This window comes from Pseudomonas ficuserectae, from assembly GCF_024584585.1.
GTDB classification, from domain to species: Bacteria; Pseudomonadota; Gammaproteobacteria; order Pseudomonadales; family Pseudomonadaceae; genus Aquipseudomonas; species Aquipseudomonas amygdali.
Genome location: NZ_CP085684.1, coordinates 1,360,447 through 1,375,193 on the forward strand (window position 1 = coordinate 1,360,447; position 14,747 = coordinate 1,375,193).

Below are 14,747 nucleotides of genomic sequence, written 5' to 3' on the forward strand. Positions count from 1 at the left end.
CAACGATTCGCCAGTGCAGGATCATAGGGCATTCCTGAGCGTTTGCAGGTGGGCTACCTGACGGGTGAATTCACTGTGTGAGACGCGTTGCGGCGGGCGAGGGCGCAGGGCGTCGCTGATGGCGCTGGTGGGCTGTCGCGTCAGGCGCGAAAGCACCTGCCATTGTTCGGCAATTGCCAGCCGCTCGAAACCTGGATGAAGCTGGCGGGCGCGGCGCAGGATGTCTTGTTGCAGGCTCTTTATCAGCGTCTGTTGCCCGCTGCGCCTGCGCAGGAACTCGGCGCTGGCACGCAGGTGCTCGGTCAGTTGGCGGCGTGCAAGTGGGGCGGGCCGACGCATCGGGCCTTCGCGCAAGCCGATGTGCCAGAGGCCCAGGCCAATCAGCAACGCCAGCATCAGCAGTGCCTGAGGGTAGTTGCGCAGCAGCAGGGTCAGCAGGTTGTCGTGTTCGGCTTGCAGCACCAGGGTCACTTCACTGCCCTGGGTCAGATACCAGAGCAGCCAGGCATTGTCATAGTTGCCGATCGAGCGGGTTTTCCACAGGTTGGCGTCAGTCACAATCGTGATCAATCCGTTACCACGGTTTATTTGCAGCAGGTGTGTGGCATCGGCGCTGTTGGCCCACGACTGTGCATGGTCTTGCGGGTCTTCCAGATGGAACGCAGGATCGAAGCTCATGTATGCCGGGGCACTTTCGTTTTCCAGATACAAGCGGGTCAGTTCCGGCCAAGGCTCTTTTTTGCGTTTTGGCGAGGGGGTTATCAACGGGATGGGCAGCGGCGGCTGAGCGTCGCTCAGCTGTTGTTCCTGCGCATTGATGGCCGTGGTGAGGTACTGATGAACCTGCAACCTGTCCAGCAACAGATCGCCGCTGCGACCTTTTTTCTCATTCCAGAGTTGCTCGGCCACCAATAGCAGGTGCCCGCCCGCTTCGGCCCAGTTCAGCAGCCGTTCGGTTTGTGCAGGTGTCATGTCTTCCCGGTCATTGAGCAATAGCAGCGTCTGGGTACTTTGACTCGGATCGGGAAGTCGGGCCAGCGTGTCAGTGGTGTTTACCGGGATAGAGAGGCCACGCAGGAAGTATTCGGCCGCAAGCCAGGGATTGGCCTTTGCCTGTGGCGAGGGGCCCTGATCCACGGTTTTCTCGTAGCGCTCCAGGTGACGGCTCAGGTAAAGCCCTGCGCCTGCCAGCAGTAAAAGGGCCAGTAGCCCGATCAGTATTCCGCTACGGCGGCTCATGCCTGCACCGCCGGGTTGAACAGGCGACGCCAGCCATCGCAGAGTTGCTGCCGGGCATGGGCCGGTGGCAGTCGATGCCCGTAGGCAAGGTTCTGCCAGTGCATGGTCAGGTCATGACTGAATTCACTGAGCAGCGGCTGGTTCAGCGCAGCGATGTGCGCCAATACCTGAGCTTCGGTATCGGCGCTTTTCAACGGCAGTCGATAGTCGTTCAGCAAGCGACTGAGCAGTGCGCGGTACAACAGGCTCAGGGCTTCACGAGGCTGACTGCTCCAGAGCTGTTCGGCCCGGCCAGCGACATCGTCAGGCAGGCTTTCGGCATTCACTTGCAGGCCCAGTAGCTGCCGGGGAGCCGGGCGGGCGGTTTTTGTTCTCCCGGGCGCCCTGCTTGCAAAGGTTTTGAACCAGTCTTTGTAATACCAAAGCACCAGCCCGGTCAGGCCGATAACCATGCCCCAGAGCAGCACTTCAATCAGGCTCGCCAGGGCGCTTGCGGCCCGAAGAAGCCGATTGAGCCAGGTAATCAGCCAGCCCTGATCGTGCGTGTCCCGAACCACTGACTGGCTTTTCTGTTGTTCAGGGAAGTGCCAGCCTGTCTCGGTTTTGGGGTTCTTGAAGGGCGGCTGTTGCAGGATGCTGTGTATTTCGCTACGTGCCGCTTCGCTGGTCAGTGTCTGGCGGGTCAGGCGCGGCGTGTCCGGTGCAGCCAGGGAGGTGGGCGGTTCTGTCGCGCTGCTATCGGGCAGCGGGCAGCTGTAGCTCTGTTGTTCGGCCCAGACCGTGGCCGGTGCCGTCGAAAGCACCAGTCCGACACCGATCAACACTACATAGGCGCTGCCGATCAGGCGCTGACGCAGGCGTCTGAAAACCAGCTCTATATCCCACGCCTCAAGGACCGTACGGCGATTGAGATATAGGGTGAAGCCGCACGCAACATAGATGGGTTCCCAGAGTACCAGCGCCAGGGCATAAAAGAGGTTGGTCAGGTGGTCGATCCATAGCCACTGGTTTTCAACTTCGAGCAGACTCATCCAGTGCCAGTCGATCTGGATCTGCTGCGGAATAAATGCGTAAAGCATAATCAGCAGGCCTATCCACAATGAGTATTCCAGATGTGCGCCGACGATGGTAAGCAGCCGTGCGGCGCGCAGGTCTTTCTGGCTGAGCAGGCTGATACGCAGGTCGCGTTCCGTGCCTGCCAGATGCTCCAGTTGCTGCACCGGTAACTGAAAGCTGCGACTCAGGCTGAGTCTTCGCCACAACAGGCTTGGCAACAGCTGGCTTTTCAAAGTGGCGGGCCACGCCTTGAGGGCTTGCCCGAGCGTCGGCGTTGCCCCGAACAGTGACTGCGACAGGATGAGCAGCGGCAAGCGTTCGAACGCAGGCTTGAGCCACCAGAACAGCAGAATGGCGGCCGTGGGATAGTCCCATAGCAGTGCGCTGAGCAGGCAGAAAACGGGCAGGGTGACGATTGCCCAACTGCTCATCAGCAGACCGCGGTGACGACCCGCGAGCAGCACGCCCAGGTCTATGGCTTCCCAAGGGGATCGAGGGCGTATGGCGACGTTTGACTCAGTCAGGCGCATGAGGTGTACGTCCTGCCAGGGTCAGATACGCAGCGACCAGCAACCATAGGGCGGCACCTGCAAGGTACTTGAGCAGCGGTCCGGGCCAGGTCATCGATGACCAGTAAGCCTCAATGAATGCCGCAATAAGCAGGAACAGAATGACCCCGCCGAACAGTTGCACACTGGTCCTGGCCGCAATGCGCAGCGCGGTACTGCGCGTCAGTCTTCCTGGGGCCAGCAAAGCCCATCCCAGCTTCAGACCCGCCGCCCCGGCCAGGGCGATGGCGGTCAGCTCGAAAGCACCGTGACCGATGACGAATGTCCAGAATGTCTGCCCAAAACCTATGTCGGTCAGATGACCGGCAATTGCGCCTGTCATCAACCCATTGAACAGCAGAAAAAACAGGCTGCCCAGCCCGAACAGCAAACCGCTGGCGTAGGTTTGAAAGGCAATACCGATATTGTTCATGATGTAGTAGCCGAACATCATCCAGTCTGCGTCGGAAGCTCTTTCGGCGGGTTGTCCGATCCGGCTGGCCGATGGGTCATACATGCTCTGCATGTCGGCCAGTTGCTCAGGACTGACGATGCTGTAGATCAGTTGCGGAAAACCGTAGACCAACAACCCCATGCCGATCAGGCTGCCGAAGAACAACAGGCTGGCGACCAGGACGAAACGCCACTCGGCGCGCACCAGTCGCGGAAAACCTCCGAGTACAAGGCCCAGCAGACGAGCGCCCATCGCGCTGCGGTGGCGGTAAAGTTGTTGGTGGCCGCGCATGGCCAGTTGATGCAAGGGGTCGACCAGGTGGCTGCTGTAGCCACGCTCCTGTGCCAGCGCCAGGTGGTGGCAGACGCGTCGATAATCACCGGGGAATGTTTCGCAGGCGTTGACATCGGCCTTGCCGTTTTCCAGCGCATCAAGGCGCTGACCAAAACGTTGCCACTCATCTTTATGGCGGGTTTCAAAGAGGCTCTGCTTCATTTCGGCCCCAGCAGGTTGCGGGCGATGCCGTTTACATGAGCGACCGCCTGATCAGCGGGGATGTGCAAGGGTTCAGCAAGAATTGCGGCCAGCTCCCGGGTGCGGGCAATGGACAGTTCACCTTGTCGTTCCGCCAGACCGAGCACTGCCCGTTGTTCGTCCAGATGCAGGGCGAACGGCACAATCACCGGTTCTGCCTCTGGCAGGGTGGGGCGCGTTACAGGCTGGTCGCTATAGATAACCAGCGTTCCGGCTGCGAGATCACCCAGCCGTTTGAACAATGGATGGCTCAGACAACTGATTGCACCTAGCCCGTAGCCCAGCGGGAGCATGTCTACGAAACGCAGCAGGTTGCGTACCAACGACGCGGACCAGTCTATCGGCGTGCCGTCATCGTTGACCACTCGCAGGCCGAGGACCCGCTTTCCGGGAGTACGCCCCTGACTCAGCACTTCAAACAGCACCATGTACCACCAGTTGACCAGAAAAAACACGATGGCGGCCAGGCCCATGCCGAGCTTGTCAAACCACTGCAAGAGTAAAAAGAACACGCCGATAACGGCTGCGCGAATGGCGAAGTCGATTCCGAACGCCAATGCGCGGGAAACCAGTCCGGCAGGGCGAAGAACCATATCGATGCCTTCCGGCGTCTCGATTTCAATGCGGGTGTCCAGTGGCGTGGGCAGCGCTGCATTCCTTGGCGAAGCGGGAAGGGATGACATTGTCGGAGGACGCGCCTGAAAACGAAAACTGATGCTAGCTATCGCAGCGGAGCTAAGCAACCGACCATTCAAGACGCGGGCTGTAAGAAAACATTTCCCGGTACGCCGGATATTACCCGATTAGGCAATGACACCTGTCACGCCCTACACTTCGCGGGTCTTTTGTTCAGGATCAGCCCGTGACTTCCAGCATTTTCTGGTACGACTACGAAACCACCGGCATCAACCCGCGCAATGACCGTGCGCTGCAGATGGCCGGCATCCGCACCGATACCGAACTCAATGAAATCGCGCCGCCGGTCAATCTTCATTGCCAGCTAAGTGACGACATTCTGCCCCATCCCGTTGCCTGTATGATTACTGGAATAACGCCGGCCACGCTGGCGGAAAAAGGCTTGTGCGAGGCGGATTTCATGACCCGCGTACATGCCGAACTATCTGCGCCAGGGACATGTGGTGCGGGTTACAACACCTTGCGTTTTGACGATGAAGTCACTCGTTACAGTTTTTATCGCAACTTCTTCGACCCTTATGCACGCGAGTGGCAGGGCGGTAACAGCCGCTGGGATCTGATTGATGTCGTGCGCGCGGCCTATGCATTACGCCCCGACGGCATTGTCTGGCCCGAACAGGACGGTCGCGTCACACTCAAGCTGGAACGACTGACTGCTGCCAACGGCATTGATCATGGACAGGCGCATGATGCGTTATCCGACGTGCGTGCAACTATTGCCCTGGCGCGCCTGATTCGTGAAAAACAGCCGAAGCTTTATGACTACCTGTTCGCATTACGCAGTAAACAGAAAGTCCAGGAGCAGGTTCGTCTGATGCAGCCACTGGTGCATATATCGGGACGTTTTTCTGCGGCACGCAATTACCTTGGCGTGGTGCTTCCGCTGGCATGGCACCCGCATAACCGCAATGCGCTGATCGTCTGTGACCTGCACCTTGACCCTTCACCGTTGTTGCAAGACGACGCTGAAATACTCAAGCAGCGTTTATATACCCGGCATGAAGCGCTGGGGGAAGGCGAATTGCCGGTGCCGCTCAAATTACTGCATATAAACCGTTGCCCGGTGATAGCCCCCCTGGGGGTGCTACGTAGCGAAGATCAGCAGCGGCTGCAACTGGACATGGCGGGCTACCAGGCACGCGCAACGCAGTTGAGTGAAAGCCGGGAAGTTTGGCAGGATAAACTGAGCGTCCTTTATGGCAAGGAAGATTTTGCTGCAAGTGAGGATCCAGAACAGCAGTTATATGACGGTTTTATTGGTGACCGTGATCGTCGACTGTGCGAGCAAGTTCGGCAAGCCGAGCCCGAACAACTGGCACGTGACGCGTGGCCGTTTGATGACGCCCGCTTGCCTGAATTGTTATTCAGGTACCGCGCTCGTAACTTTCCTGACACCTTGAGCGGTGAAGAGCAACAGCGGTGGCAGGACTTCTGTCAGCAGCGGCTGAGCGACCCGGAACGGGGGGCGCCCAATACCCTGAAGGACTTTGCGACTGCGCTGGCTGAATGCTCTCTTAGTGCCGCGCCAGAGCAGTTGGAGGTATTGCGCCAATGGCAGGATTACGCGCAGGCGCTGAGTAAACGTCTGGGTGTATAAATAACGGACAATAAAAAACGCCAGCAGGCTGGCGTTTTTGCAATCGCAATGAAGCGCGACCGTTTGAAGCTTAGCCCAGCAGAGTGGCCCAGCTTTCGACGTCGTCGCTGCCCCACTTGGCTTTCCACTCTTTCAATGTCTTGTGGTTGCCACCTTTGGTTTCGATGACTTCACCGTTGTGCGGGTTCTTGTATTGCTTGACCTTGCGGGCGCGTTTGGTACCGGCAGGTTTAACAGCGCCGCCACGGGGGGCTTTGTTTACCTTGGCATCCGGATCCAGCAGGGCAATGATGTCACGCAGCGACTTTTGATATTCGCCCATCAGCGTACGCAGCTTGCCTTCGAATTCCAGCTCGGTTTGCAGTTTGTCGTCTTGCGACAGGTTCTTCAAACGGGCTTGCAGTTCTTTGATGGCTTCTTCTGTGGCGCGGTATTCGTTGATCAGGGACATGAGGAGACCTTATGTTGTGTAGGTTGCAGGGATACAGTGGGGCAATAATAGTCACTGTAAATGAGCAAGTAAACATTAAATAAAAGTTTTATTTGAATTATTTAGCAATATACACGCGTCCTACAGACGTCTGAACTAGGCAAGCGCCGAGCCCCCTTCAAAAGATCCTCGCTATAAAGCCCTTCTTTATATAGGTCTTGTTAGGCGTCGCGGGTGGTAAAAGTCGATACTGGCACGGTGCAATCTTTTGCCTGGGCGGTGTCCTTTTCTGCCTGCACATTCAGGCAGCAAAGATACTGCAGTTTTGCTGCGCAGCCGCTAGAATAGCGGCTTTGCGAAGTTCTGGAGTTTCCCCCAATGCGCACTTTTCGTCTGGTGATTGCTTGCCCGGACCGTGTAGGCATCGTTGCCAAAGTCAGTAACTTTCTGGCGTCCCATAACGGCTGGATCACCGAAGCGAGTCATCATTCGGACAATCTCAGCGGCTGGTTTTTCATGCGTCACGAGATACGTGCCGACACCCTGCCTTTTGACCTGGACGGGTTCCGTGAAGCGTTCACGCCGATCGCGGAAGAGTTTTCGATGGACTGGCGCATCACCGACTCGGCGCAGAAGAAGCGCGTCGTGCTCATGGCAAGCCGCGAATCGCACTGTCTGGCCGATCTGCTGCACCGTTGGCACAGCGACGAACTCGACTGTGACATAGCCTGTGTGATTTCAAACCATCAGGACCTGCGCAGCATGGTCGAGTGGCATGACATTCCTTATTACCATGTCCCGGTGGACCCGAAAGACAAGGAGCCTGCATTTGCCGAAGTCTCGCGTCTGGTCGGGCATCATCAGGCGGGCGTTGTGGTCCTTGCGCGTTACATGCAAATTCTGCCGCCACAGCTGTGCCGTGAATATGCCCATCAGGTGATCAACATTCACCACAGCTTTCTGCCATCCTTCGTCGGCGCCAAGCCTTATCATCAGGCGTCGTTGCGTGGCGTCAAGCTGATTGGCGCGACCTGTCACTATGTGACCGAAGAGCTCGATGCCGGCCCGATCATCGAGCAGGATGTGGTGCGCGTCAGCCATCGCGACAGCATCGAAAACATGGTGCGCTTCGGTCGCGACGTGGAAAAGATGGTATTGGCCCGCGGCCTGCGCGCTCATCTGGAAGACCGTGTTCTGGTACACGACAACAAGACAGTCGTCTTCGACTGATCTATCTTTTCGGGAGTGCGCCTGTCGCGCTCCCGACCTGGCTCGTCGGCAATGGTGCAACGCTCAGGGTGACAGCCAATGACCGATCCTTTCGAAAAAGCCACATCTACCGCTCCCGCCACGCTTGGCGAGGGCTGTCTCAGCCGCTATGACCCCAACGCCCTGACTCCGGAAAACGGTGCCGATTTCGACGGTGCAGCAGCGCTATGGCGTGAGTTGCAGCAATCGGAAATGCCCGCTGAAAGGCTTGTCGAGAAAGGTGCGGAGGGAGAGGGGTGAATCAAGCCCTTCAGGCAGTGCATGCAAGGCTGCACCACCTGAAGGGCTCTGAGTCAGGACAGTGCCTTGGAGGCCAGCCAGAACAGCGCTGCGGACAAGGCGACGGTTGCAGGCAGGGTCAGCACCCAGGCCAGCAGGATGGTGCGAACGGTTCCGCCTTGCAGGCCGCTCTTGTTGGCGACCATGGTCCCGGCAACGCCTGATGACAGGATGTGGGTGGTGGAAACCGGCAGACTGAACACGTTAGCCAGGCCGATTGCGCAGGCGGTGGTGATTTGCGCCGACATGCCCTGTGCGTAAGTCATGCCCTGTTTGCCGATCTTCTCGCCGATCGTCAGTACCACGCGTTTCCAGCCAACCATGGTACCGATGCCCAGTGCCAGTGCGACCGCCAGAATTACCCAGAACGGTGCGTATTCTGTGGTGGTGGTCAGGTCTTTGCGAAGTTTCTCCAGATCGGACTTTTCACGCGCTGACAGGTCTGGAAGTTTGCCGACCTTGCGGGCCGTGTCGTCCAGGCACAAGAGATAGCGGCGCACTTCGATACGGCTTTCAGGGGCCAGCGAGTGGTAGTCGGACACGCCTTTGAGGCGGTCGAGCAACGCGTCGATGGTGGGTTCGGTCTGCTTCGGATTACAGGCAGAGCTGGACGGCAAGTCGCCTTTTTCAGCCTTGCCCATCGCCAGATATTCGCCCAGCGTGCTGCTGTTGCGTTGATAGAACTGGCTCAGATGCTGGGTCGCATCGCGGGTACGTTCGATCTGGTAGGTCGTGCTGGTCAGGTCCAGTACAAACTGGCTGGGCACGATGCCGATCAACACCAGCATGATCAGGCCGATGCCTTTCTGGCCGTCGTTCGAACCATGTACGAAGCTGACCGCCATTGCGGAAATGACCAGCACCAGGCGGTTCCAGAATGGCGGGTGCTTTTTGTCGTCCAGCTTGCGACGCTGGTCCGGGGTTTTATGCATCTTCGACTGCGGGCGCCACCATTTCAGCGCAACCAGCACCAGGCCTGCAACGATGAAGCCGGCCAGCGGCGAGAACACCAGCGAAGCGCCAATGTCGATCGCTTTCTGCCAGTTGACGCCGTCGGCCAACGGGATGCCGTTGATCAGTGCATTGGCCAGACCGACACCGAGTATCGAACCGATCAAGGTGTGCGAGCTGGAGGCCGGGATGCCGAAGTACCAGGTACCGAGGTTCCAGGTAATGGCCGCGGCCAGCAGCGAGAACACCATGGCCAGGCCATGTCCGGTGTTGACGTTGATGAGCAGTTCGACCGGCAGCAGATGGACGATTGCGTAGGCAACACCCACACCGCCCAGCAGCACGCCGAGGAAGTTGAATACACCAGAGAAGAACACGGCCAGATGAGGCGGCATGGCTTTGGTGTAAATGACTGTCGCCACCGCGTTGGCGGTGTCATGAAAGCCGTTGATGAACTCGAAGGTGAGGACAAAAGCCAGGGCGAGCAAAAGGCTCACAAGCACCCAGGCATCAAGCCCGCTGAATAAATCGATCATGTAGGTTTTCTGACCGGGTCTGAAGGGGGCGCGATTATGACAGAAAAAATACCGAACGACTTGTCGTCACTGCGAGGTGTCGCCTCAAACCAAAAAAAAGACGCATGAGCGCAGCCCCGTTGAATACTCAATGAGGCTGTGAGGCGGTTAGTTCCGGGGGCTGGAAGGCAGAGATGAGCGGTCGGGGATCATGAGACCCGCGATGTCACGGCTCTTCTTTCAGGCCTTCTTCCATTTTTTGCAATTCTTGCTTGAACGCCTGGTCCAGCAGGCTGGCTCTTTTGCGCCAAGGCTTGCGTTCCGGTTCCGGTTGCGCGGCGTAGGTGGTGATTTCACCGCCGTAGACATCCTTGTAACGTTGTTCCTGGCGCTCAAGTTCCGCGCGCAGTTCATCTTTAGTCACTGTAATACCTGATCGAGTCGATTGAGTTCTGGTGATGACGCAAAACAATGCAAGTATGTTCACGCCATTCGGACTGTATACCAGATACAGCCAGAGACCTGCTCGGGCCATTACCCGAAAAGGTTGCGGAACATCCTGTTATTGCCTGCGGCTACGTACACCAGAGAAACAGCTGTCGTAGCGACATGTGTGTGATTTCAAGCGCAAGGCTTGCGCTGGCAGGCTTCCCTTTGATCGCGCGGCGATGGTGCACCGTGACAGCGCTTCGACGGGATAATCGAGGCAGAAATCGGGTGAACGGATCAATCGTTTGCGAGGGTGTTGCCGACCCACTGATGGATACTATCTCCAAGAAGTTCTGTTACGTCAACAACAGAGGTTGAATAAGTTCACAGGTCTGGTTTTTTTGTACGATTGTTCCGAAGTTTTAGTGAGCCATTTATATGACGGAACTTTTATAAAACAAATTTTACACACCTGGTGACAAAACCCTGACGATGGAATTCAGAGAGTTTTATATGCACGATATCTGGAGTTGTGATGCGGGGGTTCAGCAGGCGGGGCGTGTTCATGCGCAGCGGGCGCTGCCGCAATGAAAACGGCCTTGCTTGGTAAGCAAGGCCGCTGCCTTGGACTTCTCAGTGGGTACCTGACCAGTAATTTCCAAGAAGTCACTTTGTGGCAGAGGTAAAGGTATAAGTATATTTACGGCGGGTCAATTGCGATTATCGGCCACCTGTTCGATAATCGCACAGGCAGAGGCTGTCTTCACTGCTTCCAATAGACCTGAAACCTGCGCTCCACAGGGGCTGAAGGGAGTTACAGAGGGTGTGTCAATGAACGATGAACTGCGTAAATCTTTTGCCTCATTGGCACCGCCCATCGTGGCGTCACCCGCAAAGCGCATTCAGGCGCTGACCGGTGACCCGGATTTCATGACTTCGCTGGCGCGCGGGCTTGCTGTTATTCATGCATTTCAGGAGCGCAAGCGGCACCTGACCATTGCACAGATCAGCCACCGGACGGAAATCCCCCGCGCTGCGGTACGTCGTTGTCTGCATACGTTGATCAAGCTGGGTTATGCGACCACCGATGGCCGTACGTACTCGCTGCTGCCCAAAGTGCTGACCCTGGGCCACGCTTATCTTTCATCGACGCCTCTGGCGACCTCTTCGCAGCCGTATCTGGACCGTATGAGCGATCAGTTGCACGAGGCATGCAACATGGCCACGCTGGAAGGTGACGACATCCTTTATATAGCGCGCTCGGCGACCACGCAGCGTTTGATCTCGGTCGACCTCTCGGTGGGCGGCCGCCTTCCGGCATATTGCACGTCCATGGGCCGAATTCTGCTGGCCGCGCTGGATGATGTGTCGTTGCATGAATACCTTGATCATGTCGATCTGCAGCCCAAGACCAGTCGTACCATTCGCACGCCGGAAGCGCTGCTCGAGTGTCTGCAACTGGTTCGTCAACAAGGCTGGTGTATTGTCGATCAGGAACTGGAGCAGGGGCTGCGCTCGATTGCCGTGCCGGTCTATGATGCGTCGGGCCAGGTGCTGGCTGCGCTGAATGTCAGTACCAGCGCCGGGCGTGTGGCACGCAGCGAGCTGGAACAGCGCTTTCTGCCGATCATGCTCGATGCCAGTCGCGACCTGAGTACGCAGCTGTTTACCTGACCTTGTTTGCCTGGGTATGGTTAAACGGGCCTGGTTATCCGAGCTCGTGAGCGATTGTTAGTTAGCTGAATTTGTTCGGTTACCGAACGGTTAGTCGATTATCGGATTGTTTGCCTGTCTGCTCAGGCATAACCTCATTTTCATTCCGGCGCAGGTCTTCGCGCTGTTCATTGAACGTGATGTTGGGTTCGGAGCACCTCATGGCAGACATTCTTTCTCTACGCGATGCGGTGAAGCAACTGGTCAACGATGGCGACATCGTTGCGTTGGAAGGCTTCACGCATTTGATCCCCACGGCCGCTGGTCATGAAATTATCCGTCAGGGTAAAAAAGACCTGACCCTTGTGCGCATGACGCCCGACCTGATCTACGACCAGTTGATCGGTGCCGGTTGTGCGAAGCGTCTGATTTTTTCGTGGGGCGGCAACCCCGGTGTCGGTTCTCTGCACCGTCTGCGTGATGCGGTTGAAAAGCAATGGCCGCGCGCGCTGGAAATCGAAGAGCACAGCCATGCCGACCTTGCCAACGCCTACGTGGCTGGTGCATCGGGCCTTCCGTTCGCGGTGCTGCGCGCCTACGCCGGGTCCGACCTGCCCAAGGTCAACCCGCTGATCAAGACGGTAACCTGCCCGTTTACCGGTGAGGTGCTGGCGGCTGTGCCATCGGTACGCCCGGATGTGACTGTTATCCATGCGCAGAAAGCCGACCGCAAAGGCAACGTGCTGCTGTGGGGGATTCTCGGCGCGCAGAAAGAGGCCGCGCTGGCTGCGAAGCGATGCATTGTGACGGTGGAAGAAATTGTCGATGACCTGCAAGCGCCGATGAATTCCTGTGTACTGCCGACCTGGGCATTGAGCGCCGTGTGTCTGGTGCCCGGTGGTGCTCACCCCTCCTATGCGCACGGCTATTACGAGCGTGACAACCCGTTCTACCAGGCCTGGGACCCGATTGCCCGGGACCGTGAAACCTTCACCGCGTGGATTGACGAATATATCCACGGCACCGCAGATTTCAGTGAATTCCAGAGCAAGCTGGCTCGCGCTTCGGAGGCCAAATAATGACTTACTCCACCAGTGAAATGATGACCGTTGCAGCAGCCCGTCGTCTGCGTAATGGCTCGGTGTGCTTCGTTGGCATCGGTCTGCCCTCCAAGGCTGCGAACCTGGCGCGTCTGACATCAGCGCCCGACGTGGTGCTGATCTACGAGTCCGGCCCGATTGGCGCCAAACCTACCGTGTTGCCGCTGTCGATTGGCGATGGCGAGTTGGCGGAAACCGCCGACACGGTGGTATCCACCAGCGAAATCTTTCGTTACTGGCTGCAGGGCGGGCGCGTCGACGTCGGCTTTCTCGGCGCAGCGCAGGTGGACCGTTTTGGCAACATCAACACCACCGTTGTCGGTGATTATCATCATCCCAAAGTGCGCTTGCCGGGTGCCGGTGGCGCGCCGGAAATCGCCGGTTCGGCCAAGTCAGTGCTGATCATTCTCAAGCAGTCGGCGCGTTCGTTCGTCAACAAGCTGGACTTCATTACCTCGGTCGGCCACGGCGAGGGCGGCGATTCTCGCAAGCGCCTGGGGCTGCCCGGTGCCGGCCCGGTGGGGATCATTACCGACCTGTGCATCATGGAGCCGGAAGCAGGCACCAACGAGTTCGTTGTGACCACGCTGCACCCTGGCGTGACCCGCGAGCAGGTGATTGCTGCCACGGGCTGGGAGATCCGCTTTGCCGACACAGTGGTCGTTTCCGAAGAGCCTACCGAGGTCGAGCTGACGGCGCTGCGTGACCTGGAAGCCCGGACTGCCGCCGCTCATGGTCAGGTTGCAGGAGAAGCGTGATGCGTGAAGTATTTATTTGCGATGCGATTCGCACACCCATCGGTCGCTTTGGCGGGGGGCTGTCTTCGGTGCGTGCCGACGACCTAGCCGCTGTGCCGATCAAGGCACTGATGGAGCGCAACCCATCGGTCAACTGGGAAGAGATCGACGAAGTGTTCTTCGGCTGTGCCAACCAGGCCGGTGAGGACAACCGCAACGTTGCGCGCATGGCTGCGCTGTTGGCGGGGCTGCCGGAGAGCGTGCCGGGGGTGACTCTCAATCGCCTGTGTGCTTCCGGGATGGACGCCATCGGCACCGCGTTCCGTGCCATCGCTTCCGGCGAGATCGAGCTGGCGATTGCCGGTGGCGTCGAATCGATGTCCCGTGCACCGTTCGTGATGAGCAAGGCTTATGCAGCGTTCTCGCGCAACATGAAGCTGGAAGACACCACCATCGGCTGGCGCTTCATCAATCCGGCGATGAAAGCACAGTACGGCGTGGACTCAATGCCCGAGACAGGCGACAACGTTGCAACCGACTTCAGGATTTCTCGAGCCGATCAGGACGCTTTCGCCCTGCGCAGCCAGCAGCGCACTGCCGTTGCCCAGGCTGCGGGCTTTTTCGAGGAAGAGATTGTGCCGGTACGGGTTGCGCACAAAAAAGGCGAAACCATCGTCGACAAGGATGAGCATCCGCGCAGCGATACCAGCCTGGAAACCCTGAGCAAACTCAAGCCGGTCAACGGCGCGGACAAAACTGTCACCGCAGGTAATGCCTCCGGGGTTAACGACGGGGCTGCTGCATTGATTCTGGCTTCGGCCGACGCTGTTAAAAAGCATGGCCTGACGCCACGCGCCCGTGTGTTGGGCATGGCCAGCGCGGCGGTTGCGCCTCGGGTGATGGGCATCGGCCCGGTGCCTGCGGTACGCAAGCTGGTCGAGCGGCTGGGTCTGGCGGTGACTGATTTCGACGTCATCGAGCTCAACGAAGCCTTCGCCAGCCAGGGTCTGGCAGTTCTGCGCGAACTGGGCCTGGCGGACGACGCACCGCAGGTCAACCCCAACGGCGGGGCCATTGCGCTCGGTCATCCGCTGGGTATGAGCGGCGCGCGGCTGGTGCTGACGGCGTTGCACCACCTGGAAAAAACCGGGGGGCGCAAAGGCCTGGCAACCATGTGCGTCGGCGTAGGGCAGGGCCTTGCGCTGGCTATCGAGCGGTAAGCGCTCCCGTTTCAACCTGTTGTCCAGCAACCCGGATCGT

Annotated in this window: 14 protein-coding genes; 7 read left to right on the forward strand and 7 right to left on the reverse strand. The window is 58.3% G+C overall.

All coding sequences use genetic code 11. From position 1 onward, the window contains the following. Positions 1-21: 21 nt before the first annotated feature. The 4 genes from LJU29_RS06160 to LJU29_RS06175 are packed head-to-tail and all read right to left on the reverse strand — an operon-like array spanning position 22 to position 4,514. The gene (locus LJU29_RS06160; RefSeq protein ID WP_257111798.1) at positions 22-1,239 is read right to left on the reverse strand and encodes a DUF4350 domain-containing protein; all 1,218 of its coding nucleotides are present in this window, start codon (positions 1,237-1,239) and stop codon (positions 22-24) included. Beyond that, positions 1,236-2,825 (reverse strand): DUF4129 domain-containing protein, encoded by a 1,590-nt coding sequence (locus LJU29_RS06165; protein WP_257111799.1) that lies wholly within the window; start codon positions 2,823-2,825, stop codon positions 1,236-1,238. Before LJU29_RS06165 ends, LJU29_RS06160 begins: the two co-directional genes overlap by 4 nt. Then, the gene (locus tag LJU29_RS06170; RefSeq protein ID WP_257111801.1) at positions 2,812-3,792 is read right to left on the reverse strand and encodes a stage II sporulation protein M; all 981 of its coding nucleotides are present in this window, start codon (positions 3,790-3,792) and stop codon (positions 2,812-2,814) included. The genes LJU29_RS06165 and LJU29_RS06170 overlap by 14 nt, the downstream gene beginning before the upstream one ends. Beyond that, positions 3,789-4,514 carry an RDD family protein gene (locus LJU29_RS06175; RefSeq protein WP_257111802.1) on the reverse strand — a complete coding sequence of 242 codons (726 nt, stop codon included), beginning with the start codon at positions 4,512-4,514 and terminating at the stop codon, positions 3,789-3,791. Before LJU29_RS06175 ends, LJU29_RS06170 begins: the two co-directional genes overlap by 4 nt. Positions 4,515-4,693: 179 nt before the next feature. Here LJU29_RS06175 and sbcB point away from each other — a divergent pair, with 179 nt between their 5' ends. Further along, complete coding sequence (gene sbcB, locus LJU29_RS06180; protein WP_057454137.1) at positions 4,694-6,124, forward strand: exodeoxyribonuclease I; 1,431 nt, start codon at positions 4,694-4,696, stop codon at positions 6,122-6,124. 70 nt (positions 6,125-6,194) lie between these two features. Here sbcB and mvaT read toward each other — a convergent pair whose 3' ends face one another. Next, the gene (mvaT, locus tag LJU29_RS06185; protein ID WP_002554971.1) at positions 6,195-6,575 is read right to left on the reverse strand and encodes a histone-like nucleoid-structuring protein MvaT; all 381 of its coding nucleotides are present in this window, start codon (positions 6,573-6,575) and stop codon (positions 6,195-6,197) included. A 357-nt stretch (positions 6,576-6,932) separates the two neighbouring features. On the opposite strand from mvaT, the gene purU reads away from it, so the two are divergent. Beyond that, on the forward strand, positions 6,933-7,784 hold the full coding sequence (gene purU / locus LJU29_RS06190; protein WP_054097296.1) for a formyltetrahydrofolate deformylase: 852 nt from the start codon (positions 6,933-6,935) through the stop codon (positions 7,782-7,784). Positions 7,785-7,862: 78 nt separating this feature from the next. Continuing rightward, on the forward strand, positions 7,863-8,063 hold the full coding sequence (locus LJU29_RS06195) for a hypothetical protein (protein ID WP_005745553.1): 201 nt from the start codon (positions 7,863-7,865) through the stop codon (positions 8,061-8,063). 53 nt (positions 8,064-8,116) lie between these two features. Here the strand turns inward: LJU29_RS06195 and LJU29_RS06200 are convergent, their stop codons facing one another. Both LJU29_RS06200 and LJU29_RS06205 read right to left on the reverse strand, forming a co-directional pair. Beyond that, the gene (locus LJU29_RS06200) at positions 8,117-9,589 is read right to left on the reverse strand and encodes an inorganic phosphate transporter (RefSeq protein WP_002554968.1); all 1,473 of its coding nucleotides are present in this window, start codon (positions 9,587-9,589) and stop codon (positions 8,117-8,119) included. Positions 9,590-9,794: 205 nt separating this feature from the next. Then, positions 9,795-9,992, reverse strand: a complete 198-nt coding sequence (locus LJU29_RS06205) for a hypothetical protein (protein WP_002554967.1) — start codon at positions 9,990-9,992, stop codon at positions 9,795-9,797. Positions 9,993-10,828: 836 nt separating this feature from the next. Between LJU29_RS06205 and pcaR the strand changes: the two genes are divergently transcribed. The 4 genes from pcaR (at position 10,829) to pcaF (ending at position 14,707) form a co-directional block, all read left to right on the forward strand. Then, positions 10,829-11,671, forward strand: coding sequence for a pca regulon transcriptional regulator PcaR (gene pcaR, locus LJU29_RS06210; protein ID WP_003363842.1), 843 nt, complete (start codon positions 10,829-10,831; stop codon positions 11,669-11,671). A 200-nt stretch (positions 11,672-11,871) separates the two neighbouring features. Then, positions 11,872-12,729, forward strand: a complete 858-nt coding sequence (locus LJU29_RS06215) for a CoA transferase subunit A (RefSeq protein ID WP_004658869.1) — start codon at positions 11,872-11,874, stop codon at positions 12,727-12,729. Beyond that, a complete protein-coding gene (locus LJU29_RS06220; protein ID WP_172681010.1) occupies positions 12,726-13,508 on the forward strand; it encodes a CoA-transferase subunit beta in 783 nt (260 codons plus the stop codon). The genes LJU29_RS06215 and LJU29_RS06220 overlap by 4 nt, the downstream gene beginning before the upstream one ends. Beyond that, on the forward strand, positions 13,505-14,707 hold the full coding sequence (gene pcaF, locus LJU29_RS06225; RefSeq protein ID WP_174518768.1) for a 3-oxoadipyl-CoA thiolase: 1,203 nt from the start codon (positions 13,505-13,507) through the stop codon (positions 14,705-14,707). The genes LJU29_RS06220 and pcaF overlap by 4 nt, the downstream gene beginning before the upstream one ends. Positions 14,708-14,747: the final 40 nt, after the last annotated feature.